Raw genomic sequence first — 26,141 nt, 5'->3', positions numbered from 1 at the left:
AGGGCCACCATACGGCCTCGATGAGGGCCGGCCCCAGCATCGCCGGTGCGGCGCGGGGAACCTGTTTTCGCAGGTCAGACCTTGGCGAAGAAGGTGAGGGAGCCAGCCACCTCGCCGTTGGCCAGCACCGGGGTGGAGATGGCGTCGACGGTGGTGCCGGCGTCGGTGCCGGGCCCCTGGACCCGGAGCAGGCCGCGGGCCAGCCGCCCGGAGTGCAGGGCGAGCAGTGGCGGGATCTTGTCGGCGTCCTGCTCGGTCAGCTCGTTCGGCACGGCGGTGAAGTCGACCAGGCGCAGGCCGCCCGCCAGCAGCGGCTGCCCGATCACGTCCTCGGGTGTGCCGAGGCGGAGCAGCTCGCTGCCCGACGAGGAGATCGCCACCACGGTGGTGTCGGCGTCGAGCAGCAGGCAGGGCTCGGCCGCTCGCTGGACCGCGTCGGACCACTGCCCGACGTTGTCGGACTCCTGCTCGGTCGGCGTCCCCGGCGCGGGCACGAAGACTTCCGAGAGCGAGAGTTCGACGTGGGCCACCGCGCCTCCTATGTACACCGACGGTCCGTCCACGCTAGCCGGTCGGCACGACGACCGCGCGACCGCGCTGGGCCACCGGCCGCCCGTGTTGCTCCGGCTGCCCGAGCGCGGTGACGGGCCGCGGGGACAGGCGCCGGAGCGACGGGTGCCCGGTGTCGGGCGGTCGGCGACGGCGCGGGCCGACGGAACCACCGGAGGCGGAACCGGGGGCGCGTGCGTCCCCGCAGACGTTACCGGCGAGCGGCCCGCTTGTCAGCGGCCGTTCGGCCCTCCTCGTACCACCGGTAGTCGGCTGCTGGACGGTACGTGCCGTTGAACCAGGTGGAGGGGTGCTGGGCGACCTGGGAGAGCTTCTCGGCGGTGGCCGGGCTGATCCGGTTGCCGCCCGCCACGAGCAGCCGGTCCAGCTCCCGGTGGGTGGCCATGAGGCAGTCCTTGGGCAGGCCGTAGACGCTGATGACCCCGGAACCGACGAAGGTCAGCACCGGGGTGACCGGGATCGGCAGGCCGACCGCCTCGGAGAGGGCCTTGCTGGCCCGCTTGGCGTCCCGGCGCGCCTCGGTCACATAGGGCGGACGCTTGCCGTTGATCTGCACCACGTCGCCGGCGACGAGCACCCGGGCGCGGCCGTGGTCGGCGACGGTGATCGCGAAGAGCCCGCTCGGCCCGATGGCGAGGAACCCGGCCCGGTCGTCCTGGCCGCGGTCGAGGAGGACGTCGGAGACGTCCGTCCGGGGCCACTCCACGACGTGCCAGGCGGGACCGAGGTGGTCGAGTTGGCCGAGCGCGCGGGCTCCGGCCGCCTCCAGCCGGCGGGCACCCCGCTCGGCCCGGCGGCGGCGGGCCCACTCCAGGGGTGTCGGGCGGGCCGGGTCGAGCACCGAGGTGGAGTCGACCCGGGGCTGCGGCACCGTGACCGGTGGCAGGGCTCGGGTCGGCACGGCTCGACGAGCGGGTGAGACAGTCATCGCGACCTCCGGCAAAAGGTCTCTCGAAGTTATGTCTCCACTACCCTACGTTGCGCACCCCGGTGGTCGGCAAGTTGGGGCGCCGGAATGAGTGCGGATGAATGCCATATTCATTCACACTTCTTTTCCCGGATGCCGTCCCCACCTCGTCCTACGCTGCGAGGGTGACCCACTATGTGGACAGCGAGGTCGCCCGGCTCGGCACGGTGCTGCTGCACCGCCCCGGCCCGGAACTGGCCCGCCTCACCCCACGCAACAACGACGCGTTGCTCTTCGACGCTATCCCATGGGTGGGCCGGGCGCAGGAGGAGCACGACGCCTTCGCCGCCGCCCTGCGCTCCCACGGGGTGGAGGTGCTCTACCTGGCCACCCTGCTGGCCGAGACGCTCGCCGTGCCGGACGCCCGGGCCGAGCTGACCGAAGCCGTGCTGCGTTCGCCCCGGCTGGGCGACACACTGCGCCGACGGGTCGCCGACCACCTCGGTTACCTCGACCCGGCGGCCCTGGCCGACGTGTTCATCGCCGGACTCGCCCACGAGGAACTGCGGGTCGGCCCCGACCGGCCGGGCGGCCTGGTCTGGACCCTGATGGACCGGCACGACTTCGTCGTCGCCCCGCTGCCCAACCTGCTGTTCACCCGGGACTCCTCGGTCTGGATCTCCGACCGGGTCGGGGTGACCAGCCTGGCCATGCCGGCCCGGCGGCGGGAGACCACGCTGACCCACGCCATCTACCGCCACCACCCGCGCTTCGCCGGTACGGAGTTCGTCTACCACCCGGAGCTGGAGCACCTGGAGGGCGGCGACGTGCTGCTGCTCGCACCCGGGGTGCTCGCCGTCGGGGTGGGCGAGCGGACCACGCCGGCCGGAGCGGAGCGACTCGCCCGGCAGGTCTTCGCCGCCGGCCTGGCGCACACCATCCTGGTGGTGCCGATCGCCCAGGAACGGGCCACCATGCACCTGGACACGGTCTGCACCATGGTCGACGTGGACGCCGTGCTGATGTACCCCAACATCGCCAGCGAGCTGTCGGCGTACACGGTCATCGCCGGGGTGGACGGCGACGAGCCGCGCGTCGACGGCCCAGCGCCGTTCCTGCGCGCCGCCGCCGATGCGATGGACCTCGACCAGCTCCGGGTGATCGACACCGGCCTCGACCCGGTCACCGCCGAACGGGAGCAGTGGGACGACGGCAACAACACCCTCGCCCTGGCGCCCCGGCTCTGCGTTGGCTACGAGCGGAACGTGGAGACCAATGCCCAGCTGGAACGGGCCGGCATCGAGGTGATCGCCATCGCCGGCTCGGAGCTGGGCTCCGGTCGGGGCGGGCCGCGTTGCATGTCCTGCCCACTGCTCCGCGAACCCCTGCGCCGCTGAACGGAAGGGCCCCTCCGTCCGGCTCAGCGCAGGGTGAGCTGGCGGCCGAGGAGACCCTGACGGGCCCGGCGCCCGGCGGCGTCGAGCGGCGCCCGCTCCGCCAGCGCCTCGGCGTACCGCTTGGTGAACTCGGCCACCGGCTCCTCCCAGTCGGCGGCCGGGACCTCCTCGGGCAGGTCCCAGACCGGCACCAGGCGGCCGTGCGCCCGGAACATGCCGGCGAAGCGGGTGTTGTCGCCGAGGGGGAGCGTGCCGGCCACGCTCAGCCGGGACAGCGCGTCGAGCGCCGTGTCCTCGTCGTCCGGCAGCACCCAGCGCACGTGCGCCTTCTCCGGCACCTGGCACCAGTACGCGGCCCGGGCCGCCGCCAGCTTCACGGTCGGGTAGACCGCCGCGTTGGCCCGCTCCAGCGATGCCTGCACGTTCGGGTTCTCGGTCGCCCCCGGGTCGAGCCAGAACTCGAACCCGTCATGCATGCTGATCTCCAGCGGGCCGTCCATCAGGATGTCCTGCAGGCGAGGCCCCGGGCCGGGCAGCGGTGGCACCGCCACCTGGCCGCCCGGCTCGGTACGCAGGGCGCAGAGCAGCGCGTCCGCCAGGTCCCGGGAGACGTCACCGGACTGCTGGTGCCGCTGCAGTCCGACGAAGATCCGCCCGTCCGGCTTGGTCATCGCCGGGGCGGCCATCGGCAGCACAGTGGCCAGGGTGACCGGCCGCTCGCCGTACTCCTCCACCAGTTCGGGAGTCAGCCGCAGCGGCGCGGTGGCGGCCGGAACCAGCTCGCGCAGCGCGATCCACTCCGGCTCGTCAACCAGCCCGTCGAACGGTCGGGGCACGAAGACGTCGCGCACCTTCTCCCGCTTCGGGGTCACCTCGGCGGTGGCCCGCTGGGCCTTCCGACGCTTGCTCATGCAGGCACCTCGCTGCGCTCGCTCATGCGGCCACCGAGCGGAGCGAGGCGGCCACATGAGCCGCTACGGCACTGCGCCGGATGATTCGCTCGCTGCGCTCGCTCATGGCGACACAGCCTAGATGCCGCGCCGGACCGGCGTGGGCAGGACCCGCCTTCCAGCTTGCTCAGCCGGCGATGACCAGGTCAGGCCGGGTCAGGCCGGCCGGATCGAATTCGGCCCAGACACTCTGGCCGAGGCCGTCCCGCTCGACTCCCCAGCGGCTGGCGAGGCCGGCGACGATGTGCAGCCCGCGTCCGTCGATCGCTTCCGGGGCCGACGGACGCATCAGCGGACCCGACGCGGAGCCACCGTCGGTGACCCGGAGCTGGACGCGCTGCCCCTCTGCCGCCGGGCGCAGCCGCCAGGCCACCCGGACCACTCCGCCGGGCAGGGGGTCGGCGTGGCGTACGGCGTTGCCGACCAACTCGGCGAGGACCGCGACGAGGTCCGCCAGCAGGGCCGGGGGTACGACGTCTGCCAGCTCGTCGGCGAGCCGGTGCCGAGCCAGGCGTGCGCCGGTCGCGTGATGGGGCACCACCACGCACCACGATCGCTCGGCCGAACGCGTCGACACCGCCGTCCTTCCACCCCGCAACGGCCCTGGTCATCCCCGGGGCAGCCACACCTCTGCGACCGTACCCCCACCGGCCCTCGGTCGGAGGGATACCCATCCATTCTGCTGTTCAACAATTTGGCGGACCAGATACAGGCCCAGTCCGGCCCCCGGGTAGCGCCGGCGGTCGCCGGACTCCCCCTGCCAGAACCGGTCGAACGCCCGCTCGACGTGCTCCGGCCGGATGCCGATGCCCCGGTCGGCGACCCGGAAGGACACGGTCCGCTCGTTCGCCTCGGCGGTGACCTCGATCGGGGTGTCGGGCAGGGAGTACTTTCCGGCGTTGGTGCCCAGCTCGGTGAGCACGGTGGCCAGGCTGTGCCGGTCGCCGAGCGCCTTCGGCAGTCCGGCCGGCAGGTCGAGGACGATCCGGTGCCGGACGTCCGCCGGCAGGTCGGTGACCGCCGCCCGCAGCGCGTCGGCGAGGTCGAAGGGGGCGGCCGGCTCGCCGCGCCGGTTCTCCGTGGCGGCGGTGAGCAGCCGGTCGACCAGCCGGGCCAGCTCGTTGGCCCGCTGCCCGATGATCCGGGCGGCGTGCCGCCGGTCGTCGTCGCTGAGCGACTCCCAGTGGTCGGTGAGGGTGTCCGCGTACCCCTTGATCACGGTTACCGGGGTACGCAGCTCGTGGCTGGTCACCGCGACGAAGAGATCGCGGTCGTGGTCGCGGTGCCGCTGGTCGGTGATGTCCCGGAAGGTGACCACCCGGAGCGCCCCCGGACCGGGCAGCTCCCCGGAGGTGATCCGCAGCCAGCGGCCGTCCGGCATCCGATGGTCGAGCACCTGCCCGGACGGGGGCAGCGGGAACGGGAACGGGCGGTTCAGCGCCTCGATGCTCGGGCGGCCGGTCACCTGCGCGGCGGCGGGGTTCCACAGCCGTACGTGGTCCGCGCGGTCCACCACCGCGAGGCCGTCGGCGAGCGCCGCCACCACCGGGCCGTCGCCGTGCACGGGCAGGCCGGTCTGGTCGCCGTACAGGTGGGCGACGCAGGCGGCGACGTACCCGATGACGCCGCGCTGGGAGTCGTCGAGCGGCTCCCCGTCCGGATAGAGCGCGTGCAGGCTACCCACGGTGAGGCCGGCGACCTCGGCGCGTGCCACGATCATCTGGCGCATCCCTCGCCCGGCCACCTCGTCGGCGAGTGTCCCGGGGACGGCGTCCAGCCGGACCTGACGCAGGGCGGGGCCGGCGAGCAGGCAGACGGTGGCCGGGTCGCTCGCCGGCAGTGGCCGGCCGACGACGAACTCGGCGCTGCCGGTCGCCGCGATCACCCGCCCGCCGGCGGGGGTGAACTCGACGAACGCCAGGCCGGCCGCGCCCACCGCGGGCTGAACCACCCGCAGCAGGCGGGTGAGCACGGGCAGTCCGGAGGCCCCAGAGTTGATCAGCGTGATCACACCGGTGTGCCCGGCGATGAGTGCGGGGTAGTCGGTTCGCTCCGGCATGCCCCGAGTCTGCCGCGCCGGCCGGTCCGGGGACACCCCCGGTAGGGGCGGGGCCGGTCGCCGGGCGGATCGACCGGGTTCAACGGCCGAGGCGGGCCAGCGCCCGGGCGGGCCGGTCGGTGATCACCCCGTCCACCCCGGCGGCCAGCACCAGCTCCAGGTCCTCCGGCTCGTTCACCGTCCAGACGTACACCTGGTTTCCGGCCGCCCGCAGCCCTGGGACGAGCTGCGGGCGGGCCCGGACCAGGCCGATCCCCGGCCCGGCGATCCGGGTGCCGAACGGCAGCCGGCCCAGCCGCAGCCAGCGTGGCAGCACCTCCAGCAGCAGCACCGTGGGCAGGCCGGGGGCCAGGTCACGGATCCGGCGTACGGCGAGCGGGGAGAAGGACATCACGGTGACCCGGACCGGATCGTCCGGACCGGGTTCGGCGAGGCCGTACCGGCGCAGGGTGGTGACCAGGCAGCGTTCCACGTTCCCGCCGTACCGGGAGGGATGCTTGGTCTCGACCAGCAACCGGACCGGCCGGCCGGCGGCCAGCACGGCGTCGAGCAGCCGTTCCAGGGTGAGCAGCCGGGTGTGCGACTCGTCGAGCGGTTCGTCCCCGTCGGCCGCCACCCCGCCGGGATGCCACGAGCCGAAGTCCAGCGCCTCCAACTCGTCGAGGGTACGCGCGCTGACCAGCCCGTGCCCGTTGCTGGTCCGGTCCAGTCGGCGGTCGTGTACGCACACCAGGTGCCCGTCACGGGTGAGCCGGACGTCACACTCCAGCCCGTCGGCGCCCTCGTCGAGCGCGCGCAGGTACGCGGCCAGGGTGTGCTCCGGCAGGTCGTACGACGAGCCGCGGTGCGCGAAGACCAGGGGTGTGGTCATGTCGCTCGACGCGCCTCAGGCGACCCGGCCCGGCTGCCCGTCGTCGGTGACCACGGGACGGCCCGCGGCGGCCCAGTCACCCATCCCACCGTCGACGTTGCACACCTGTTCCCAGCCGTTGCGCAGCAGATACGCGACGACCTGCGCGGAGCGCCCGCCGGAGCGGCAGATCACGGCCACCTCGCGGTCGTCGGGCACCTCGGCCAGCCGGGCGGGCAGCTCGGTCATCGGCAGGTGGTGGGCGGCCGGCGCGTGGCCGGAGGTCCACTCGTCGTCCTCCCGGACGTCGAGCAGGTAGATGTCGTCGGGCACGGCCGACGCGGGCACGCTGGGAACCTGGGGTCCGAACACGGCTATGAAGCCTAGTCCGCCGGACCGGTCACAACCGGTTGACCCAGCGCGGGTTGGCCCCGGCCCACTGCGGCACGCGGGTGGCCCGCAGCGCGTCGAAGAGCCCGCCCCCGCCGTTGTCCAGCACCACGTACGAGACCTCGTCGATGATCTGCGGGTACGACGGGACCTGCACGCCGTGCAGCGCGTCCGCCGGCAGCCCGCGGAACGCGAAGAGCAGGTCGTCCAGCGACACGCCGTTGGTGTCCACGGTCAGCGCGCTGCCGGCCGCCCGGAGCACCCGGTCGAGCTTCACCGGGTCGTCGCGCAGGTGCGTCTGGCCGGCCTTGTCGAGCACCGCGCGGAGCATCTGCTGCTGGTGGCGCTGCCGGTCGTAGTCGCCACCGGGTAGGTCGTAGCGCTGCCGGACGTAGTCCAGCGCCCGAGCGCCGTCCATCTGCTGGCAGCCGGGGGTGAACAGGGTCTTCGTGTGCACCGACCGGACCTCGGTGTCGACGCACATCCGGATGCCGCCGAGCAGGTCGATGACCTCCTTGAAGCCGGAGAAGTCGATTAGCGCGGCGCCGTCGAAGCGGATCCCGGTGAGCTGGCTCAGGGTGGTGGAGAGCAGCCGCGCACCGGCCTCGCCGCCGCCGCCGTGCTCGTACGCCGAGTTGACCTTGTCCTTGCCGCCGCCGTAGCCCGGTGCTGGCGGGATGGTGACCAGCAGGTCGCGCGGAATCGAGATCAGGTACGCCTGCCGCATCCCGGCCGGCACGTGCACGATCAGGATGCTGTCCGAGCGCTGGTCCTCGGGGTTGGCGCCCGGCCGGTGGTCGGAGCCGATGAGCAGGTAGTTGAGCGCGCGGGACAGGTCGGTACGCGGTTGCCGGGCGGCCGGGTCGAGCAGTTGCTGCCGGGCCACCGTGCGGTCGTACCGGTGGGTGAGCCAGTGCAGTCCGGCCAGCCCGAGCGCGGCGAGCAGGACCAGGGCGAGGCCGCCGCCGAGGAGGAATCGGGTCCAGCGGGCGGATCGTCCCCGCCCGCGTCTGGTCCGTGCTGGCCTGGCCGTGATGTTCCTCCCGCAGCCCTGACATGAGACCCGCTCACGTCAGGCTACGGTCCGGTCACCCGGCGGTGGTGGCTTTCGCCGCAGCTACCGCCGGGTCACGCTCACTTCCTGGTGGAGAGGACCTCCGGGTTCGCGACCACGAAATCGGCGAGCCTGTCGTCCTTGACCGCCCGGAACATCTCCTTGCTCAGGTCGTTGAGCGATTCCCGACCGTTGCTGTTGGTGGCGTAGGTGCCGCCGTTGGTGCGCAGGGTGACCAGGTCGTTGCCGGTGACGCCCTTGAGGGTGAAGATGAAGTCGGCGATCGGCACGCCGCCGGTGTCCAGGATGAAGGCCTTGCCGGCCGCCTGGATCAGCTGGTTCAGCTTGATCGGGTTGGTCAGCATGCCGTTCTCGGTGGCCTTCTTCGCCATCGCCTTGATCAGTTGCTGCTGGTTCTGCTGGCGGCCGTAGTCGCCGCCCGCCACGCTGTACCGCTGGCGGGCGTAGTCGAGGGCCTCCCAGCCCTCCATCTCCTTGCAGCCCTTCTTGTGCACCACCGCGGTGCGCGGCTTGCCGGTCTTCTTGGCGTCCGCGTTCCACATCGGCTTACCGTCGACCAGCGACATGTGTGCCGACTTGACGTCGCTGCTCACACAGATCCTGACCGTGCCGAGCGCGTCGATGACGCTCTTGAAACCGCCGAAGTTGATGATCGCGGCGCCGTCGAAGCCGATCCCGGTCTTCTGCTTGATGGTCTTGGCCATCAGCTGGGCGCCGCCCTCCCAGCCGCCACCGTTCTGCGCGCCGAAGAAGAAGGCGGCATTGATCTTGTTGGTGCCGTGCCCTGGGATCTCCACCTCGGTGTCCCGCGGGATCGAGATCAGGTACGCCTGGTCGTGGCTGGCCGGGATGTGCAGGATGATGATGGTGTCCGACCGGACGTCGTCGGCCGCCCAGCGTTCCCGGGCGTCGACGCCGAGCAGCAGCATGTCGATCGGGCCTTTGAGGTTCTTGCCGCCCTCGGCCTTGGTCTTGCCCGCTTCGCCGAGCAGGTTGCCCTGGTCGATGCTGCTGGTGGCCTGACCGATGATCGCCTTGGCGCCGACGATGGCGACGCCGCTGGTCATCATCAGCACCGCGCCGAAGATCAGGGTCAGCCGTGCCCACAGCGGATCCTTGCGCTTGGCCCGCTTCTTCGGTGCGCCGGGGCCACGTCGCCGCCCTGCGCCGGCCTGTGGTGGAACGATCGGGGGCACCCGCCCGGGTGCTCCGGGCTCCAGTGACGGAGGGCGACGGCTGGTCTGAACCGGCATGCGTGCTCCAGCTCGGTGATCGGGGGCGGGACCACTTTACGTACCCGTTTCCGTTCCCGCGACCTCGTCTGGTGACTGTTTCCGCAGATCCTGTTACTCGTGCCCGCGAATTGCCCGAACGGCTAATAGAACGCGGCCGGTCGACGGTTGGCTCACCCTGTGGTGAAGCATGACCGCCGACCGGCCGGCCCGGGCGCCTTCGGGATGCGTCAGTTGCCCGTACCGTTGTCCCGCTGGTTGGCCTGCACCCAGTCGGCCATCCTGTCCGCGCTGATGGCCTGGTACATCGCCAGCGCCCTCTCGCGGTCGGAGACCACCACCGACTGGCCGTCGACGTCCCGTCCGCCCAGGTTGGGGCTGGTGATGAAGGTCAGGTTCTCCCCGCGGAGGTTCCGGAACTCCAGCGCCATGTCGGTCAGGGAGAATCCCTGGTCGACCGTGACCGCGCTGGTGACCGCCTTGAGGAAACTGTTCAGCTTCTTGGGGTTGGTCAATGTGCCGGTGCTGGCCGCCTTGTCCATCAGCGCCTTGAGAAACTCCTGCTGGTGACGCATCCGGGCGAAGTCGCCGTCGGGGAACTGCTTGCGCTGCCGGACCCAGTCCAGGGCCTCGGCACCGGTCATGTGGTTCACGCCCTTGGTGAACGTCCGGTACGGCTTGTGAATCGAGGTGATCGTCCGGTCGACCTTGAGGTCGACGCCGCCGAGCGCGTCGGTGACCTCCTTGAACCCGCCGAAGTCGATTGCCATGACGTGGTCGATCCGGACGTCGGTGAAGCACTCCACGGTCTTCACCGCGAGCGGCAGACCGCCGAACGCGAAGGCCGCGTTGATTTTGTTCCGCGAACCGGAGTCGCAGGACGCGCCGGCGTTCTCCGGGATCGGCACGTACAGGTCACGCGGGATGGAGACCAGGTAGGCCGTTTTGTGGTCGGCCGGGATGTGCATGAGGATCAAGGTGTCCGCCCGCCACTTGCCGGCCTTGTCCATCTGGGCGTCCGGGTCCCGGGAGTCGGTGCCGGCCAGCAGGATGTTGAGCGCGCCGTCGACCTTCTTGGCGGGCCGCCCGTCGGTGATCTCCGAGAAGGGGTCGGTGCGGCGCAGGTCGTCGTCGAGGTTGCGGGCGTAGAACCACACCCCCGCGCCGGCGAGCAGCGCGAGCACCACCACCGCCGCGCCGGCCACCAGGGCGATCCGCCCCCAGCGCGGGCGCGGACCCTGCCGCCCCGGGCCGCCACCCGGCCCGCCGGGGCCACCGGGGCCACCGGGTCCGCCAGGGCCGGCGGGCCCGCCGGAGCGCGGCTCGTCCTCGTACGACGGGTGCCGGCGATCGCCGGCGACGCGGGCGCGTCCGGTGGTGCCCTGGCCGGGGCCGGGGACCTGGGCGCGGCCCGCGCTCCGGCTCAGCCGGGTGAGCGGAATACCGGCAGGCGTGGTCGCTGACATGTAACCGAGGGTAGGTCGACCGGACCAGTCCCGCCCTCAGGTGGAACCGGGTGTCAGCGATCTTCCAGCCGGGTTCAGTACCCTAGCCGCCCGCGGAAGTACTCAATCGTGCGTCGCAGGCCGTCTTCGGGCGCCACGGTGGGCTCGTAGCCCAGCAGCTCACGGGCGAGCGTGAGGTCGGGGCGCCGCATCTCGGGGTCGTCGGCGGCCCGGGTGATGTAGCTCACCTCGGAGGTGCTTCCGGTGAGCGACACGATCGTCTCGGCCAGTTGCCGCATCGACATCTCGTGCTCGGTGCCGCAGTTGATCGGGCCGGTCTCGGTCGAGTCGAGCAGCAGGAGGATGCCGCGTACCAGGTCGTCCACGTAGCAGATGGAACGGGTCTGGTTGCCGGTGCCGTGCACCGTGATCGGCTCGCCGCGCAGCGCCTGCGAGATGAAGGTCGGAATGGCCCGGCCGTCGTCCGGCCGCATCCGCGGGCCGTACGTGTTGAAGATCCGGACGATCGCGGTGTCGGTGCCCCGGCTGCGGTGGTACGCCATGGTGGCCGCCTCCGAGAACCGCTTGGCCTCGTCGTAGACGCTCCGGATGCCGATCGGGTTGACGTTGCCCCAGTACGTCTCGCGCTGCGGGTGCTCCTTCGGGTCCCCGTACGCCTCGGAGGTGGAGGCCATCAGGAACCGGGCGCCGTCGGCGGTGGCCCGCTCCAGCAGGTGCAGGGTGGCGACCGAGCCGACCCGCAGGATCTCCACCGGCAGCTTCTCGAAGTCGGTGGGGCTGGCCGGGGAGGCCATGTGCAGGATCGCGTCGAACCGCTCGGCCATGGCCGGGTGGTCGGTCGGCAGCCCGTCGGAGATGTCCGCCTCGATCAGCGTGAAGGTCGGCATCTCCAGCAGGTGGGAGATGTTCTCCTTGGAACCGGTGACGAAGTTGTCGAGCACCACGACCGTGCAGCCACGCTCGATGAGCCGATCGACCAGGTGCGACGGCACGAAGCCGGCACCACCGGTGACAAGAACCCGATGCCCGGACCCGAAGCGAGGAGCAACCTTCATACCAACCAGCCTATCGGGAAGGAAGGGCCCCCTCTTAACGCCTCGCGTTGTAGAGGGGGCCCCGCCTAACCGATCAGTGCGCGCCCGCGCCGGTGAGCGCCCGCACCTCCAGTTCGGCGTACTTCTCCTCGTCGTGCTCCTTCGACAGCAGCGTGCCGATCCAGCCGCAGAGGAAGCCGATCGGGATCGAGATGATGCCCGGGTTCGACAGCGGGAACCAGTGCCAGTCGTGTTCCGGGAACATGGCCGTCGGCGCCCCGGAGACGACCGGGGAGAAGAAGACCAGCACCACGGCGGCGATCAGGCCGCCGTAGATCGCCCAGACCGCGCCGGAGGTGTTGAACCGCTTCCAGAACAGGCTGAACAGGATCGCCGGCAGGTTGCCCGAGGCGGCCACCGCGAAGGCGAGCGCCACCAGGAAGGCCACGTTCAGGTTCTGCGCGAAGATCGACAGTACGATCGAGACCGCGCCGATCACCAGGGCGGAGATCCGGGCGACCTTCACCTCCTGCCGTTCCGACGCCTGCCCGCGCTTGATCACGTTGGCGTAGAAGTCGTGCGCCAGGCTGGACGACGAGGCCAGGGTCAACCCCGCGACCACCGCCAGGATGGTGGCGAAGGCGACCGCCGCGATGATCGCCAGCAGTGTCGCGCCGCCCAGGCTGCCGCCGAAGAAGTCCCTGCCCAGCGCTTCGGCGAGTTGCGGCGCGGCGGTGTTGCCGGCCTTGTCCTGCGCGGTGATGGCCTTCCCGCCGACCAGCGCCGCCGCGCCGAAGCCCAGGGCGAGGGTGAGCAGGTAGAACAGCCCGATGATGCCGATCGCCCAGAGCACGCTCTTCCGGGCCGCCTTGGCGGTCGGCACGGTGTAGAACCGGATCAGGATGTGCGGCAGGCCGGCCGTGCCGAGCACCAGGGCGATGCCGAGCGACAGCAGGTCCATCTTGCTGTAGAAGGTCTTCAACGCGTCGCCGGGTGTCTCCACCCCGTACTTGAGTCCGGGTTCGAGGAAGGCGGCTCCCTTGCCGGAGGCGTGCGCCGCGTCGCCGAGCAGCGACGACAGGTTGAACTTGTACTTGGCGAGCACCAGCAGGGTCATCACGACCGCGCCGGTCATCAGCAGGAACGCCTTGACGATCTGGACGTACGTGGTGCCCTTCATGCCGCCGACCGTGACGTAGATGATCATCAGGGCGCCGACCAGGATGATGGTGGCGACCTTCGCGGTGTCGGCGTCCATGCCGAGGAAGGTGCTGCCCGGCTTGATGCCGAGCAGCAGCGCGACCAGCGCGCCCGCGCCGACCATCTGGGCCAGCAGGTAGAAGATCGACACGGTGATGGTGGAGACCGCCGCCGCGGTCCGGACCGGCCGCTGGCGCATCCGGAACGCCAGCACGTCGGCCATCGTGTACCGGCCGGAGTTACGCAGCAGCTCGGCGACGAGCAGCAGCGCGACCAGCCAGGCGACCAGGAACCCGATCGAGTAGAGGAAGCCGTCGTAGCCGTTCAGGGCGATGATGCCGGCGATGCCGAGGAAGGACGCGGCCGACATGTAGTCCCCGCCGATCGCCATGCCGTTCTGGAAGCCGGAGAAGGAGCGGCCACCGGCGTAGAAGTCGGTCGCGGTCTTGGTCTGCCGGCTGGCCCAGACGGTGATGGCCAGCGTGATCGCGACGAAGATCAGGAAGAGCGTGATGGTGAGGTTGCGGGCGGTGTGGCTGCCCGCCTCAGCCGCGAGGACGATGTTCATCGGTCACCTTCCTCCAGCTCGGCACGGATCCGGTCGGCGACCGGATCGATCCGCCGGTCGGCGAACCGCGAGTAGAGCCAGGCGATCACGAACGTCGAGACGAACTGGAGCAGGCCGAAGATCAGGGCGACGTTGATGTTGCCGAAGACCTTCGTGCCCATGAAGCCCCGCGCGTACGCGGAGAGGATGACGTAGAGCGCGTACCACAGGAAGAACGCGACGGTCATCGGGAAGACGAAACCGCGCAACGCGCGCCGCAACCCGGCGAACTCGTCCGACCGCTGTACGGCGAGGTACCGCTCCGCCGCGGATTCGGCCGGCGCGGACGCGGGTGTGTCCGTGGACATCTGTGGATCACCACCTTCGCAAGGCGTGGGGGAGTTTCGCGCACGGTAGAGAGCGCGCTCCCCGCCGGGGAAGGCTCGGATCGGCGACGGTCAGTGGCTGCGCCGAACGGCGCACCGGCTGCGCCGAGTGACCTAGGTCACTCCGTTGAGCGGTCGATGCTCAGCCGCCCAGCTCGCGGTAACGGCCCCGGTAGTGCAGCAGCGGAGCGGTCTCCTCGGCCAGATCGACCGCCTCGATGGTGGCCTCGACCAGCAGACCCCAGCCGTACTCCCGGGCGGCGTCGAGTCGGCAGCCGGCCCACCCGCCCGCGTCTGACGGCACCGGCCCGTATGGGGTGTCGGTCCACGAGCCGATGGCGAAGAGGCCGCCGGGCGACGGAAAGAGGCCGGCGAACCGGTCGGCGAGCTGCCGGTGCGGCGGGCCCAGCGGCGCGACCGCGAACCGTCCCGCCTCCTCGACGGCCGCCCACAGGTCCGACTCCGGATCGACCAGCCCGAGCAGCCGGTCCGGCTCCCCCTCGGCGACCAGGGTGGACGAGACGGTCAGCCCGGCCGGCCCGGGCGCCGTCCACAGGGTCACCGGGGCGGCCAGCCGCCCGCGCAGCCGACGTACGGGTGACCGCTGCCCGGCCGGCACGGCGAACGGGTCGGTGTGGTGGATCTCGGCCCCCGGCTCATGATTCACGTGAAACATTGTGCCGCCCCGGGCCCGCGCCCAGCCGAGGAAGCGCTCGTACAGGCCGGTGGCGTGTCCGAGCTGCTCGCCGGCCTCGGCCATCAGCCCACCGAGGTAAACCAGCAGCGCCGTCCGGTCGTGCCGGTACTCGACCAGCAGGGTGAGCCGCGCCGGCTGGCAGGGCCAGTGCGCCTCGCACGCCCGGCACCGCCACACCGGCCGCATCGGCAGATGCTTCCGCCTCACGGCCGCTCGTCAATCACCAGCGGCCACCGTTTGCCCGCCAGGTCTGGGCCGGCGTCAACCATCCGGCACGGCCCGGTCGCGCGAAGGCGACCGTCGGCTCGGCGGCCCACGCCGGCACAGCGTTCGGCCGCCCCGGCGGCCGCTCGGACCCGATCGCGCCGGTCGCGGCCGGCGACGCCGGTTCGGTTGCCCCGGTCGTCACCGCCGGCTTCTTCCTCCGGTACGCCCACGGCGCGGCGTTCCTGCGGCGGATGAATCCGAACATCGCCTACCTCCCAAGGCTTCGAGGGCCACCCCCTTTCCGGGGGATGACCGGGGCTCAGGGGGTCGCCCCGGCCGGGGGGAACGGCCGGGGCGACCCGACGCAGGACCCGACCGCCGGGCGTCGCCTCCACCAGCCGGGCCGCGTGTCTCCACCCTGGACTCCGGGCTGCGGACACGGGAGGATGCCAGGGCTTACTACGGAGCGCGGTCACGTACTTACCGGAGACGTAAGGATGAACATCGAGATGTGGATCCGGGCGCTCAAGGCGGCCCGGGCCGGCGCGGAGGTCTCCCAGGAGGGGCTGGCCGCCCTGATCAAGTGGAGCCCGTCCACGGTCGCCGCGATCGAGACCGGCCGCCGCCGACCGACCATGGAGTTCGCCGTCGCCGCCGACCAGGCCCTCGGCACCAGCGGCCTCCTCGCCGGCCTGCTCGAAGAGAGCGAGGCGAACAGCGGGCCGTCCTGGTTTGAATCGTGGCCCGACCACGAGCAGCAGGCCGCTCGGTTGTGCTACTTCGAGCCATGTCTGGTTCCCGGCCTCCTGCAAACCGAGGAGTATGCCCGCGCGGTTGCCTCAGCGGGCGCGTTGTACCGGAGCGACCGGGTGGACGAGCTGGTCAACCTCCGGATGAGCCGGCAGCGTCTGCTTCACCGGGAGGACCCGCCGGAGTGCGTGTTTGTCATCGACGAGAGCGCGCTGCGCAGACCTGTCGGCGGCCCGGCTGTCATGGACCGGCAGCTCGGCCGGCTGTTGGAAGCCGTCGAGCTGCCGCCGGTACGCCTGCACGTGCTGCCGCTCGCTGTCGGTGCGCATGCCTCGATGGGCGGGGGCTTCGTGCTCGCGCAGCTCCGCGGAAACGAACGCCTGCTCTGCCTCGACAACGCAGCGCGCGGACAGATCGCCGATTATCCGGAGTGGATAGGCTTGGTGCAGCGGAAATGGGAGCATCTGCTCGGTGAGGCGCTTAGCGAGAGTGCCTCGATCGACCTGATCAACAAGCTTAAGGTGACGCCATGACGAGTGCCTCGCCCCGTTGGCGCAAGTCGACCCGGTCGGCCAATGAGGGCAACTGTGTTGAGGTGGCGGACAATCTGCTCGGGGTGGTGCTGGTCCGGGACAGCAAGGACCGGTCCGGCCCGACGCTCTCCTTCACCCCCGACGCCTGGCGGTCACTGATCGCCGCGCTCCAGCTCAGCCGACCGGACTGACGGAGCCCAAGGTCACGCTCGATCCAGGATGTAATGGCCTCGGCCGAGGGGGAGACCACTACATCCCGGAACGAGCGCGATCTCGAAGAACAGTGGGCGAGCGCGATCTCAAGGGTGGCGGGGCGCGGTCCGCCACAGGGTGACGGCCACCCAGGCGCAGCCGATTCCGACGAGCACGCCGTGGGTGATCCGGAACGCCGGCGGGGTGAAGAACTGCGGGAGGAAGAGGGCGAAGCCCACCGCCAGCGGGATGCCGCTGTATCGCGGCAGCACACCCGAGCGCCAGATCGCGATGCCGGCCATCACTGCACCGGCGGCCAGCGTGGCCAGGCCGAGCCCGAACGTGGTGGCCGCGACCGGTTGGAAGCGGACGGTCTCGGCCAGGTCGAGCAGGTCGATGGATTGTCCGTCGGCGACCCGGGCGGCGATGGCGTGCAGGCCGAAGTCCTCGGCCCCGTAGTAGGGCAGGGTGAGGCCCGCGCCGATCCAGGTGGTCACGGCGGCGGCGCGGGCGAGCGGGCCACCCCGACCGTGCCGCATCGCGTCGGGGAGGGTGAGCAGGCCCAGGGGCAGCAGGATGAAGCCGATCATCGCGAACAGGTGCGAGGCGACCCAGGCCGACGAACTCATCGCCGCCGTCGCGCCGGTCATGGTGGTCTCGTCCTCCCACGGGCGGGTGGCCGGGTAGAGGATGAACAGCAGGCCGGCGACGGCGAGGGCGGCAGCGCCGGCCCGGGTACGGGTCATGGACATGAGGGGTTCCTTTGCCGGTTCAGGGGCGGGGGAGGCTGGCGACGAACATCTGGATCAACTGCTCGTAGGTGTCGTCCAAGCCCTCGGGCAGGCCGAAGCCGCCTGCGGCCTCAAGGGACGTGAACCCGTGCATGATGGCGCGAAGGCATCGAATGGCGTGGATCGCAGCGGAGCCTTCCAGGTGGTAGGCGTGCAGCACGCGGAGGAAGACCTGAAGCAGCCGGTTTCCCGCCGCCTGTGTCGCCGGGTCGTGTAGCGCGTCGGCCGGCATCGCCGCGTAGCGGGCGGGGTGTCGCACCACGTAGGCGCGGCCGGCGCGCATCAGGCTCGCCACGGCGTCGTCGCCACTGCGGCCGACGACGGCGAGGGTGAGCTGTTCGGTCATGTCCTCCATGACCCGTACGCCGATCAGGCTCCGCAGCTGGGCGAGGCTGGCGACGTGCTTGTACAGCGACGGGGTGGCGACCTCGGCGCGAGCGGCGACCGCCGCCAGCGTCAGTTGCTCGAGCCCCTGTTCGTCGATCACCGCCAGGGCCAGCTCCACGACCCCGGCGGTGGACAGGCGCGCCCTAGCCACGGGGACCACCCGCCAGCAATAAGAACATGGTCATAGCCAATAGGCTAATGCCATTAGCCGATGTGCGTCAACCAGCCCCGGCGGTCGCGTTCGGACCGCCGGGGCCGGCCCTCGCTCAGCGGCGGGGGGTGATGGCGGCGAGGAGTTCCGGTTGACGGCGGTCCAGCACGTCCCCGGCCAGGTACGCGCCGAGCAGCGCGGCACCCAACCCGTACGCCAGGCCGACCGGCAGGGCCAACCAGAGCCAGAGATCCCCGAGCAGCGCCGCGGCGGCCACCATCGGTACCGCCGCGATCACCGAGGCGACCATGGACAGCAGGGTGAGCAGACTCTTCGCCACCCCGGCGCCGGTGTTCATCGCGAACGGGTTACTCGTCTCGGGCAGCGAGTACGCGCCGAGCACCGAGACGAACCCGTTGATCGCCAGCCCGGTGCCGTACGCGGCGAGCAGCGCCCCGGCCATCGCGCCCAGCCAGCCGGGGTGCCGCAGCACGGTGGCCACGACGATCGCGACGATGCCGAGCATCGGCACCACGTAGATCGCGAACGCGGTCATCCGGGCCCGCAACTCCAGCCGCCCCGGCACGCCGGCCACCACGTTGGCCGCGTACGCGCTGCCGTCGAAGCCGAACTGGTTCGCCACGGTGACCGCGGCGAGCACCCCGACGAAGATCATCGAGAAGCTGACCAGCACCGGCGACGAGTCACCGGAGAAGGAGAAGCCCTGCTCGGCGTCGACGGCGAAACCGGAGCCACCAAGGTTGACCATCACCGGCACGAAGACGCCGACCACCGCGATGGTGATCAGGTTGGCCCGCCGCCGGGCGTCCCGCCACCAGTAACGGCACTCCCGGGCCACCAGCGCGCCGAACCGGTCCCGCCGCGCCCAGCCGACCGCCCGCGGGAAGAGTTGGGCGACCGCTCCGCCGACCGTGCCACGCCGGCCCCGGGTCGGGCCGGCGCTGGCCGCGCCCACCATCGCCGACTCCAGCGAGCGGGACCACCAGTACAGCAGCGCACCGAGGGTCAGCACGGTGATCAGCAGCTTGGGCCCGGCAGCCCAGGCCCGGCCCTCAGCCACGTCGATGCCGGCGGTCCACGGTGCCCCGAACGGCGTCCAGCCGACCACGCGGGCGACGCCGGTCAGCTGATCCCAGTCGGCCTCGCTGACGGCGGCGAGCACCGCGATCTGCAACGGCCCGAGCAGCGCGGCGAGCACCGCGAGCAGGACGGCCGCCAGGTCGCGTACCCGGCGGGAGCGGAGCATGGTGGCGAAGGCGCTGGTAACCGCGCGGGCGGCGGCCACGCAGAGCAGCAGCCCGGCGACCACGCCGACGGCCGAGACCAGCGCGGCCGCCCAGCCGCCCAGCGCGCCGGCGGTGACGACCAGCCCGGTGAGCGCGATCAGCATCGCCAGCACCGGGACGCTGACCAGGGCGGCGGCGTACAGGCCGGTGACCAGGGTGCGGCGCGGCAGCGGGAGCAGCGCGAACCGGGCCGGGTCCAGGGTCTCGTCCACGCCGAAGAAGACCAGTGGCAGCAGCAGCCAGCCCAGCACCAGCAGGCCCCCGCCGAAGGCGGCGACCATGAGCGCGTACCGGGGCTCGCCGGCCAGGCCGGGCGCGGCCAGGGCGAAGAAACCGCCGGCGGCGACCCAGAGGCCGGTCACGACGCCCACCACGAAGAGCGCGATCCGCCACCCCTGGCCGCGGAAGTTGTTGCCGAGCACGCGTAGCTTGAGCCGGACGAAGTGCCGGGCGGAGACGCGGCGGGCCGGCCGGTCGGGCGCGGTCACCGGGACAGCCACGACAGCTCCTCACCGGTCGCCGTCCGCCCGCCGACCACCTCGACGAAGACCTCCTCCAGCGACCGGACGCCGCGTACCTCGTCGAGGGTGCCGACCCGCTTGATCCGCCCGTCGGCGAGGATCGCCACGTGTGAGCAGAGCCGCTCGACCACCTCCATGACGTGGCTGGAGAAGACGACCGTGCCGCCGCCGACGACGTACCGGTGCAGGATGTCGCGGATCAGCGCCGCCGAGACCGGGTCGACCGCCTCGAACGGCTCGTCGAGCACCAGCAGCCGGGGGCCGTGCAGCAGCGCGCAGGCCAGGCCGATCTTCTTCTTCATGCCCGCCGAGTAGTCGACCACCAGGGTTCGGCCGGCGTCGGTCAGCGCCAGCACGTCCAGCAGCTCCGCCGCGCGCTGGTCGACCACCGCCGGGTCCATGCCGCGCAGCAGACCGTGGTACGCCAGCAGCTCCGCCCCGTTGAGCCGGTCGAAGAGCCGGACGCCGTCCGGCATGACGCCCAGCAGGCTCTTCGCGTGGACCGGGTCGGCCCAGACGTCGTACCCGAGCACCCGGGCCTGGCCGGCGTCGGGCCGCAGCAGGCCGACGGCCATGGAGAGGGTGGTCGTCTTGCCGGCCCCGTTCGGGCCGAGCAGCCCGTAGAACGACCCGGTCGGCACGTCCAGGTCGACCCCCGCGACCGCGATCTTGGTGTCGAATCGTTTGGCCAGGCCACGGAGGGACAACGCGGGGTGCTCATGGGTCATGCGCCCGACCGTATCTCGCGGTCGCCAGCCGCAGCTCACGCCCAGGGATGATGTGCCCTCATCCCCCAGCCGTACGTCACGGCCGTCGACTGCTCCACACCGCTGGTGACCGCCCGGATGCAACCGGTCGCCGCGCTCGTGGGTGTGAGACGCAGGATAACCGCCACGGGGAGGGACAGTGGATGAAAAAGACGGGTTCGAGGAGTTCTACCGAACCACCAGGCAGCGCGTCGTCATGGTGCTCTACGCGCTCGGTGGCGACCTGGCCGAAGCTCAGGACGCCGCCCAGGAGGCGTACGTGCGGGCCTGGCAGCGCTGGTCACAGATCAGCGGGTACGACGACCCGGAGGCGTGGGTCCGTACGGTCGGCTACCGCCTCCTCGTCAACCGCTGGCGCAAGATCCGTAACGGGCTCGTCGCCTACCGCCGGCACGGCCCCCAACCCGCCGTGGGGCCGCCCTCGGAGAACACCGTCGCGCTGGTCGCTGCCCTGCGGCAGCTGCCGGCGGAGCAGCGGCAGACCGTAGTCCTGCACCATCTGGCCGATCTGTCGGTCGACGAGATCGCCGAGCAGACGGACACGCCCAGCGGCACCGTGAAGGCCCGACTCGCCCGTGGCCGTAAGGCGCTCGCCGCGCTGCTCGACGCCACGCTTCCCGAGGAGGTCGGCAATGCCTGACCCGCTCTTCTCGACCCTCCGGCAGGAGACCGAGCACCTGATCTGGGCGCCCGTCGAGCAGGTACGCCGGCGCGGCCGGCAGCGCACCCGCCGTACCCGGATCGCCGCCGTTCTCGCCAGCGCTGCTGCGGTCGCCGTCGTCGCCTCGGGCGTGGTGGCACTGGCCGGTCGCCCGGACGCCGCACCACCCCCGTTGCCGCCGGCCACTGTAGTCCCGAGCGCGCCCACGCCGACCCCCGACCGGACGGCCGACCCGACGCCGACCGGCGATCCGACCTCAAGCCGAACCACGCCGTCGAGCCCGCCCGCCGACAGCGGTGGACCGGCCAACCAGACGTCGAGCCGGACGCCCAGTCGGGCTGTCCCGGCCGCGGCCACCCTGCAACTCGCGGACCTGCCGCACGGCTTCACGATGTCGCAGGGCAAGGGCGCGGGTGACTGGACGCTGGAATCAGCGACCATCTACTGCGACAACCGACTGCCGCCGTTGGCGGTCGGCGTGGTCGCCACCAGGTTCGTACAGTTCGACTCACCCACCGACTGGCTCGTCGAGCGGGTCACCCGCCACTCCGGCACCGGTGCCGCCACCTCCATGCAGCGGGTCCGGCGGATGGCCACGGACTGCGTGCCAGCTCGGTCGGGGGACTCTCTGTCGATCATGGCGGAAGGGCTGGGCGGCGCCGACTCGGTGCTGGTGGGCGGCGAGATCGAGGGGATCCCGAGCCGGTGGCTCTTCGTCCGGCAGGGCAACCTGGTGGCGCAGCTACGGCTCGATCACCAGACGACCCCGGCCGAGGCTCGGCACTACGCGAAGCTGGTGGCACCGCGGCTCTGCGCCGGCACCGACGCCTGTTGAGGACGGCCCGGGACGCTACAAGCGCAGCGCTTCCGGGGCGTGTAGGCGGAGCATCGTGGTGCCGACGTCGCGGGGCAGGCGGCGCCGGGTCGCCATCGAGACCGCCACCATCACGGTGAACGCCAGCGGCACCGTCCACGCGGCCGGTTGGGTGGTGAGCGTGGCCGGCCAGCCGGTCAGCGGCGGGCCCAGCACCGTGAGCAGCACCGCGCCGATCGCGGCGCCGCCGCCGACCAGCACCCCGGCGGCGGCGCCCAGATCGGTCAGCCCGCGCCACCAGATGCCCAGCACCAGCAGCGGGCAGAAGCTCGACGCGGCCACCGCGAAGGCCAGCCCAACCACCTCGGAGACGTCCAGCCCGGAGACGTTCAGCGCGAGCAGCGCCGGCACCCCGCCGGCGATCAGCGTGGCCAGCCGGAAGCCGCGTACCGAGCCGCGGCCCAGCACGTCCGTGGAGATCACCCCGGCCACGCTGGTCAGCAGCCCGGAGGAGGTGGAGAGGAACGCGGCGAACGCCCCGGCGGCGACCAGCGCGGCGAGCAGTCGCGCGGCCGTGCCGTCGCCGAGCACCGCCCCGGGCAGCAGCACCACCACCGCGTCGGTCTGGCCGGTGACCAGCAGTTGCGGGGTGTAGATCCGGCCCAGCACGCCGTAGATGGTGGGCAGCAGATAGAAGAGGCCGACCAGGGCCAGCACCACCAGCGTGGTGCGGCGGGCGGCGGCGCCGTCCGGGTTGGTGTAGAAGCGCACCAGCACGTGCGGCAGGCCCATGGTGCCGAGGAAGGTGGCCAGGATCAGCGAGTACGTCCCGAACAGCCCCCGGTCGTCGTCCTCGGCGGTGTCCGGCAGCAGCCAGTCCGTCGCGGCGATGGCCGTGCCGGAAACCTCCGGCACCGGGTCACCGGCGGCGAAGTCGAGGCGGTCGCCGGGGCGTACCTCCCGGACGTCGCCGTCGGGGAAGGTGAGGGTCGCGCGATGCTCGACCACGACGGTGGTCGCGGTCCGGAACGCCGGCCCGTCGGGCGGGGTCACCGCCGGGCGGGCGTCGGCCTGCCACTGCATGGCCAGGAAGATCGCGGGTACGGCCAGCGCGGTCAGCTTCAACCAATACTGGAATGCCTGGACGAAGGTGATGGCCCGCATCCCGCCGAGCGCCACGTTCGCGGTCACCACCACGGCGACCAGCAGCGCCCCCACCGGGTACGCCGAGCCGGTCACCGTCGCCAGGGTCAGCCCCGCCCCCTGGAGCTGCGGCACCAGATAGAGCCAGCCGATGAAGATCACGAAGACGGTGGCCAGTTTGCGCAGCCACCGCGAGCCGAGCCGCACCTCGCAGAAGTCGGGCAGGGTGAACGCCCCGGACCGGCGCAACGGGGCGGCCACGAAGAGCAGCAGCGCCAGGTAGCCGGAGGCGAAACCGACCGGGTACCAGAGCACGTCCACGCCGTACTTGAGGATCAGGCCGGCCACGCCCAGGAAGCTCGCCGCCGACAGGTACTCCCCGCCGATCGCGGCGGCGTTCCAGGTGGGGCTGACCGCCCGGGAGGCGACCAGGAAGTCGGAGGTGGTGCGGGCCAGCCGCAGCCCGTAGAAGCCGATCCCGACCGTGACCAGGGTGACCGCCACGATGGCCGGGACGACGTACGGGTTGCCCACCTCAGCGCTCCGGCCGCTGGACCAGGTCGGTGAAGTCCTGTTCGTTCCGTTCCGCCAGCCGCACGTACGCCCAGCCGACCCCGATCAGGAAGGGGAAGGCGGCCACCCCGAGCAGCAGCCACGGCAGGTTGATCCCGAGCACGGTGACCCGCCCGACCGAGGGCGCGATGGCGAAGAGCCAGGGCAGGCCGCCCAGCCCGACCAGCACCAGCAGGCTCATCCGCAGCGCCAGCGCGAACTGGGCCCGGACCAGTCCCCGGACCAGCGTCTCGCCGACCCGGGTCTGCTGGGTCAGCTCCGACCGGGTGCGGTCCGCCCGGCTGCCCGAGCGGGACACCTCGGCCAGCACGATCCGGGTACGCCGGAGCGGTCGCGCCGCGCGTGGAGCCGGCACCGGAGCGGTCTCGGCCGGCCGCCCCGGAACGTCCCGCTCGTCCGCTCCGGTCATCCTCGGCAGTCTCGCCCGATCAACGTAAATGTCAAGGGGGTCGGTTCGGGGCCGCCAGCACCTCGGCCTGTGGACAACCTGTGGAGAACGCCTCACGCCTGTGGATAACCCGGTGGACGAGTGGAGTTCGGTTCCGCCTCCCGGACTGACCGTGGGCGGGGCCTCAGCGGTTCCAGTCCTGTTTCGCCGCGCGTACCAGTTTGTCCTTCAGCTCCCGGGTGTGCCGGCGGCTCACCGGCAGCTCCGTACCGTCGACCACCACCACATAGCCGGAGTTGACCAGCCGCAGCTCGGCGATCAGCCGCAGCTGCACCAGGTACGACCGGTGAATCCGGACGAAACCGGCGTCCCCCCACCGCTCGGCCAGGGTGGCCAGCGAGACCCGGACCAGGTGCGACGCATCCGCGGTGTGCAGCCGTGCGTAGTCGCCCTGTGCCTCCACCCAGCGCACCGCCGAGCGGGGCAGCATCCGGGTCGATCCGGCCAACTCGACCGGGATGGTCGGGTCCTCCTCCGCCCGGGCCAGCGCCGCCGGATGCGAGGGCAGCACCCGGGAGCCGATAACCCGGCGCAGCGACTCGGCCAGCCGCTCGGCGCGTACCGGCTTGCGCACGTAGTCGGTCGCGCCCAGGTCGAAGGCGTCCACCGCGCCGTCGTCGTACGCGGTGACGAAGACGATCGCCGGTGGCCGGGCGAACCGCCGCAGCACCCGGGCCAGCTCCATGCCGTCCAGGCCGGGCATCCGGATGTCCAGGAAGACCACGTCCACGTCGCCGTCGCGGAGCACCCGCAGCGCCTCGGTCGCGTCGGCCGCCGTGTGCAGCCGGGCCACCCGGGGGTCGGCCCGCAGGTGGTACGCCAGCTCGTCCAGCGCCGGCGGCTCGTCGTCCACCGCCAGCACCCGGAGGAAACCGGAAGGGTTCACGAGTCGACCCGTACGCCGGGGTGGAACTTCGGCACCCGCATGCTCACCTTCGTACCCGAGCCCAGGCCGGTCTCGACGACCAGTCCGAACCTGTCCCCGAAGACCGACCGGAGCCGCTCGTCGACGTTCGAGAGGCCGACATGCTGGCCCGGATCGTCGGTCGGGTCGCTGCCGGCCAGCTCGGCGATGCCGGCGGCCAGCGTCGTCGGATCCATCCCCACTCCGTCGTCCTCCACCGTGATGTGGCACTCCGCGCCCGCGTCTCGGGCCTCGATGCTCACCATGCCGGTGCCCGGCTTGCGGGACAACCCGTGCCGGACCGCGTTCTCCACCAGCGGCTGGAGGCAGAGGAACGGCAGGGTCACCGGCAGCACCTCCGGGGCGATCTGCAACCGCACCTGGAGTCGCTCGCCGAACCGGGCCCGCTCGATGGTCAGGTACCGGTCGATCGAGCGCAGCTCCTCGGCGAGGGTGGTGAACTCGCCGTGCGCCCGGAACGAGTAGCGGGTGAACTCGGCGAACTCCAGGATCAGCTCCCGGGCCCGCTCCGGGTCGGTCCGGACGAACGAGCCGATCGCGGTCAGCGCGTTGTAGATGAAGTGCGGACTGATCTGGGCGCGCAGGGCGCGTACCTCGGCCCGGGCCAGCCGCTCCCGGGAGGAGTCCAGCTCGGCCAGGGCGAGCTGGTCGCCCGCCCAGTGCGCGGTCTCCAGGGTCGCCTGCACCAGCCCCGGCGCCGGCTGCCCGTCGGCGACCGCCACCAGCGCCCCGACCACCCGGCCGTCCGCGCTCAGCGGTGCCACCACCGCGCCCCGGACCGGGCAGTCCACCAGGTCGCAGCGCAGCTCCGAGTCGCGCAGCACGGTCGATCGGCCGGTGCCGGCCGCCCGCCGGGCCGCCGCGAGGAGCTGGTCGCCGTGGTGCGCGCCGCGTCCGTCGAGGGCGAGCAGGGTCTCCCGGTCGGTCAGGGCCAGGCCGGCCGCGCCGACCAGCGCCCGCAGATGGCGTACGGCCTTCGCCGCGCCCGTCGGGTTCAGCCCGGCCCGCAGCGGCTCGGCGGCCAGCCCGGCGGTGTGCAGCACCTCGTACGTGGCCCGCTGGGTGGCCGTGGCGATACCCCGCCGGGCGCGTAGTCGCAGCACCGCCCAGAGGGCCGCGGCGAGCGCGGTGACCAGCGAGACGACGCCGAAGAAAGCGGACAGGTTGCCACCCACGGTCCTGATCCTCGCGGTTGGCGAACCACCCGCCAA

Annotated in this window: 26 protein-coding genes and 1 pseudogene; 5 read left to right on the top strand and 22 right to left on the bottom strand. The window is 71.9% G+C overall.

The genetic code is table 11. The annotated features are described in order from the left end of the window. Positions 1–74 precede the first annotated feature (74 nt). Together GA0070604_RS30715 and GA0070604_RS30710 are read right to left on the bottom strand one after the other, a co-directional pair. A complete protein-coding gene (locus GA0070604_RS30715; protein ID WP_091126536.1) occupies positions 75–530 on the bottom strand; it encodes a hypothetical protein in 456 nt (151 codons plus the stop codon). 230 nt (positions 531–760) lie between these two features. Continuing rightward, on the bottom strand, positions 761–1,498 hold the full coding sequence (locus GA0070604_RS30710) for a hypothetical protein (protein WP_091126533.1): 738 nt from the start codon (positions 1,496–1,498) through the stop codon (positions 761–763). Between the two features lie 164 nt (positions 1,499–1,662). On the opposite strand from GA0070604_RS30710, the gene GA0070604_RS30705 reads away from it, so the two are divergent. Next, positions 1,663–2,874 carry an arginine deiminase gene (locus tag GA0070604_RS30705; protein ID WP_091126531.1) on the top strand — a complete coding sequence of 404 codons (1,212 nt, stop codon included), beginning with the start codon at positions 1,663–1,665 and terminating at the stop codon, positions 2,872–2,874. A 23-nt stretch (positions 2,875–2,897) separates the two neighbouring features. Here the strand turns inward: GA0070604_RS30705 and GA0070604_RS30700 are convergent, their stop codons facing one another. From GA0070604_RS30700 to GA0070604_RS30645, 12 genes and pseudogenes are all read right to left on the bottom strand, one after another. Next, the gene (locus GA0070604_RS30700) at positions 2,898–3,785 is read right to left on the bottom strand and encodes a DUF5926 family protein (protein WP_091126528.1); all 888 of its coding nucleotides are present in this window, start codon (positions 3,783–3,785) and stop codon (positions 2,898–2,900) included. A gap of 166 nt (positions 3,786–3,951) precedes the next feature. After that, positions 3,952–4,368, bottom strand: coding sequence for an ATP-binding protein (locus GA0070604_RS30695; protein ID WP_208602369.1), 417 nt, complete (start codon positions 4,366–4,368; stop codon positions 3,952–3,954). A 63-nt stretch (positions 4,369–4,431) separates the two neighbouring features. Beyond that, entirely contained in the window at positions 4,432–5,883 is a 1,452-nt protein-coding gene (locus GA0070604_RS30690; RefSeq protein ID WP_091126523.1) for a PAS domain-containing sensor histidine kinase, read from the bottom strand. 79 nt (positions 5,884–5,962) lie between these two features. Continuing rightward, positions 5,963–6,754: a glycerophosphodiester phosphodiesterase gene (locus tag GA0070604_RS30685; RefSeq protein WP_091126521.1), complete on the bottom strand. Its 792-nt coding sequence runs from the start codon at positions 6,752–6,754 to the stop codon at positions 5,963–5,965. A 15-nt stretch (positions 6,755–6,769) separates the two neighbouring features. Then, entirely contained in the window at positions 6,770–7,105 is a 336-nt protein-coding gene (locus tag GA0070604_RS30680; protein WP_091126518.1) for a rhodanese-like domain-containing protein, read from the bottom strand. A gap of 28 nt (positions 7,106–7,133) precedes the next feature. Beyond that, positions 7,134–8,009: an LCP family protein gene (locus GA0070604_RS30675; protein ID WP_091126515.1), complete on the bottom strand. Its 876-nt coding sequence runs from the start codon at positions 8,007–8,009 to the stop codon at positions 7,134–7,136. A gap of 248 nt (positions 8,010–8,257) precedes the next feature. Beyond that, positions 8,258–9,451 carry an LCP family protein gene (locus GA0070604_RS30670; RefSeq protein ID WP_091126512.1) on the bottom strand — a complete coding sequence of 398 codons (1,194 nt, stop codon included), beginning with the start codon at positions 9,449–9,451 and terminating at the stop codon, positions 8,258–8,260. Between the two features lie 209 nt (positions 9,452–9,660). Further along, a complete protein-coding gene (locus tag GA0070604_RS30665; protein WP_091126509.1) occupies positions 9,661–10,896 on the bottom strand; it encodes an LCP family protein in 1,236 nt (411 codons plus the stop codon). A 74-nt stretch (positions 10,897–10,970) separates the two neighbouring features. Then, a complete protein-coding gene (locus GA0070604_RS30660; RefSeq protein ID WP_091126507.1) occupies positions 10,971–11,951 on the bottom strand; it encodes a UDP-glucuronic acid decarboxylase family protein in 981 nt (326 codons plus the stop codon). Positions 11,952–12,024: 73 nt separating this feature from the next. Then, positions 12,025–13,698, bottom strand: coding sequence for a solute symporter family protein (locus GA0070604_RS30655; protein ID WP_091126504.1), 1,674 nt, complete (start codon positions 13,696–13,698; stop codon positions 12,025–12,027). After that, positions 13,676–14,045: pseudogene (locus GA0070604_RS30650) on the bottom strand (DUF485 domain-containing protein). Before GA0070604_RS30650 ends, GA0070604_RS30655 begins: the two are co-directional and overlap by 23 nt. A 160-nt stretch (positions 14,046–14,205) precedes the next feature. Then, entirely contained in the window at positions 14,206–14,946 is a 741-nt protein-coding gene (locus GA0070604_RS30645; protein ID WP_091126500.1) for a flavin reductase family protein, read from the bottom strand. Between the two features lie 518 nt (positions 14,947–15,464). Between GA0070604_RS30645 and GA0070604_RS30635 the strand changes: the two genes are divergently transcribed. Together GA0070604_RS30635 and GA0070604_RS30630 are read left to right on the top strand one after the other, a co-directional pair. Next, complete coding sequence (locus tag GA0070604_RS30635; protein ID WP_091126494.1) at positions 15,465–16,250, top strand: helix-turn-helix domain-containing protein; 786 nt, start codon at positions 15,465–15,467, stop codon at positions 16,248–16,250. Further along, the gene (locus tag GA0070604_RS30630) at positions 16,247–16,441 is read left to right on the top strand and encodes a DUF397 domain-containing protein (RefSeq protein WP_091126492.1); all 195 of its coding nucleotides are present in this window, start codon (positions 16,247–16,249) and stop codon (positions 16,439–16,441) included. Before GA0070604_RS30635 ends, GA0070604_RS30630 begins: the two co-directional genes overlap by 4 nt. Before the next feature lie 108 nt (positions 16,442–16,549). Here GA0070604_RS30630 and GA0070604_RS30625 read toward each other — a convergent pair whose 3' ends face one another. The 4 genes from GA0070604_RS30625 to GA0070604_RS30610 all read right to left on the bottom strand — a co-directional run bounded on the left by GA0070604_RS30625 (position 16,550) and on the right by GA0070604_RS30610 (position 20,327). Continuing rightward, positions 16,550–17,194, bottom strand: a complete 645-nt coding sequence (locus GA0070604_RS30625; RefSeq protein WP_091126490.1) for a hypothetical protein — start codon at positions 17,192–17,194, stop codon at positions 16,550–16,552. Between the two features lie 19 nt (positions 17,195–17,213). Further along, positions 17,214–17,738, bottom strand: coding sequence for a TetR-like C-terminal domain-containing protein (locus tag GA0070604_RS30620; RefSeq protein WP_244162130.1), 525 nt, complete (start codon positions 17,736–17,738; stop codon positions 17,214–17,216). A gap of 148 nt (positions 17,739–17,886) precedes the next feature. Then, positions 17,887–19,578, bottom strand: coding sequence for an ABC transporter permease (locus GA0070604_RS30615; RefSeq protein ID WP_091126487.1), 1,692 nt, complete (start codon positions 19,576–19,578; stop codon positions 17,887–17,889). After that, on the bottom strand, positions 19,563–20,327 hold the full coding sequence (locus GA0070604_RS30610) for an ABC transporter ATP-binding protein (protein WP_091126484.1): 765 nt from the start codon (positions 20,325–20,327) through the stop codon (positions 19,563–19,565). Before GA0070604_RS30610 ends, GA0070604_RS30615 begins: the two co-directional genes overlap by 16 nt. Positions 20,328–20,505: 178 nt before the next feature. Here GA0070604_RS30610 and GA0070604_RS30605 point away from each other — a divergent pair, with 178 nt between their 5' ends. Both GA0070604_RS30605 and GA0070604_RS33830 read left to right on the top strand, forming a co-directional pair. After that, the gene (locus tag GA0070604_RS30605) at positions 20,506–21,006 is read left to right on the top strand and encodes a SigE family RNA polymerase sigma factor (RefSeq protein WP_091126481.1); all 501 of its coding nucleotides are present in this window, start codon (positions 20,506–20,508) and stop codon (positions 21,004–21,006) included. After that, positions 20,999–21,862 (top strand): hypothetical protein, encoded by an 864-nt coding sequence (locus tag GA0070604_RS33830; RefSeq protein ID WP_244162129.1) that lies wholly within the window; start codon positions 20,999–21,001, stop codon positions 21,860–21,862. Before GA0070604_RS30605 ends, GA0070604_RS33830 begins: the two co-directional genes overlap by 8 nt. A gap of 15 nt (positions 21,863–21,877) precedes the next feature. Here GA0070604_RS33830 and GA0070604_RS30595 read toward each other — a convergent pair whose 3' ends face one another. The 4 genes from GA0070604_RS30595 to GA0070604_RS30580 all read right to left on the bottom strand — a co-directional run bounded on the left by GA0070604_RS30595 (position 21,878) and on the right by GA0070604_RS30580 (position 26,105). Beyond that, entirely contained in the window at positions 21,878–23,518 is a 1,641-nt protein-coding gene (locus tag GA0070604_RS30595) for a sodium/solute symporter (protein ID WP_091126478.1), read from the bottom strand. Between the two features lies 1 nt (position 23,519). Next, positions 23,520–23,966 (bottom strand): hypothetical protein, encoded by a 447-nt coding sequence (locus GA0070604_RS30590; protein WP_091126476.1) that lies wholly within the window; start codon positions 23,964–23,966, stop codon positions 23,520–23,522. Between the two features lie 163 nt (positions 23,967–24,129). Next, on the bottom strand, positions 24,130–24,891 hold the full coding sequence (locus GA0070604_RS30585) for a LytR/AlgR family response regulator transcription factor (RefSeq protein WP_091126473.1): 762 nt from the start codon (positions 24,889–24,891) through the stop codon (positions 24,130–24,132). Beyond that, entirely contained in the window at positions 24,888–26,105 is a 1,218-nt protein-coding gene (locus GA0070604_RS30580) for a sensor histidine kinase (protein WP_091126471.1), read from the bottom strand. The genes GA0070604_RS30585 and GA0070604_RS30580 overlap by 4 nt, the downstream gene beginning before the upstream one ends. Positions 26,106–26,141 lie beyond the last annotated feature (36 nt).

It is taken from the genome of Micromonospora eburnea, assembly GCF_900090225.1.
GTDB lineage: Bacteria > Actinomycetota > Actinomycetes > Mycobacteriales > Micromonosporaceae > Micromonospora > Micromonospora eburnea.
The sequence above is the reverse complement of the archived record's forward strand: the minus strand, read 5'-3'. Positions and strand labels throughout refer to the sequence as shown.

What these genes read in the sequence shown, in the direction of transcription:
- GA0070604_RS30710 (WP_091126533.1), bottom strand. Translation starts at nt 1,498, where the DNA reads ATGACTGTCTCACCCGCTCGTCGAGCCGTGCCGACCCGAGCCCTGCCA.
- GA0070604_RS30700 (WP_091126528.1), bottom strand. Translation starts at nt 3,785, where the DNA reads ATGAGCAAGCGTCGGAAGGCCCAGCGGGCCACCGCCGAGGTGACCCCG.
- GA0070604_RS30690 (WP_091126523.1), bottom strand. Translation starts at nt 5,883, where the DNA reads ATGCCGGAGCGAACCGACTACCCCGCACTCATCGCCGGGCACACCGGT.
- GA0070604_RS30685 (WP_091126521.1), bottom strand. Translation starts at nt 6,754, where the DNA reads ATGACCACACCCCTGGTCTTCGCGCACCGCGGCTCGTCGTACGACCTG.
- GA0070604_RS30670 (WP_091126512.1), bottom strand. Translation starts at nt 9,451, where the DNA reads ATGCCGGTTCAGACCAGCCGTCGCCCTCCGTCACTGGAGCCCGGAGCA.
- GA0070604_RS30665 (WP_091126509.1), bottom strand. Translation starts at nt 10,896, where the DNA reads ATGTCAGCGACCACGCCTGCCGGTATTCCGCTCACCCGGCTGAGCCGG.
- GA0070604_RS30660 (WP_091126507.1), bottom strand. Translation starts at nt 11,951, where the DNA reads ATGAAGGTTGCTCCTCGCTTCGGGTCCGGGCATCGGGTTCTTGTCACC.
- GA0070604_RS30655 (WP_091126504.1), bottom strand. Translation starts at nt 13,698, where the DNA reads ATGAACATCGTCCTCGCGGCTGAGGCGGGCAGCCACACCGCCCGCAAC.
- GA0070604_RS30645 (WP_091126500.1), bottom strand. Translation starts at nt 14,946, where the DNA reads ATGCGGCCGGTGTGGCGGTGCCGGGCGTGCGAGGCGCACTGGCCCTGC.
- GA0070604_RS30635 (WP_091126494.1), top strand. Translation starts at nt 15,465, where the DNA reads ATGAACATCGAGATGTGGATCCGGGCGCTCAAGGCGGCCCGGGCCGGC.
- GA0070604_RS30630 (WP_091126492.1), top strand. Translation starts at nt 16,247, where the DNA reads ATGACGAGTGCCTCGCCCCGTTGGCGCAAGTCGACCCGGTCGGCCAAT.
- GA0070604_RS30625 (WP_091126490.1), bottom strand. Translation starts at nt 17,194, where the DNA reads ATGTCCATGACCCGTACCCGGGCCGGCGCTGCCGCCCTCGCCGTCGCC.
- GA0070604_RS30610 (WP_091126484.1), bottom strand. Translation starts at nt 20,327, where the DNA reads ATGACCCATGAGCACCCCGCGTTGTCCCTCCGTGGCCTGGCCAAACGA.
- GA0070604_RS33830 (WP_244162129.1), top strand. Translation starts at nt 20,999, where the DNA reads ATGCCTGACCCGCTCTTCTCGACCCTCCGGCAGGAGACCGAGCACCTG.
- GA0070604_RS30590 (WP_091126476.1), bottom strand. Translation starts at nt 23,966, where the DNA reads ATGACCGGAGCGGACGAGCGGGACGTTCCGGGGCGGCCGGCCGAGACC.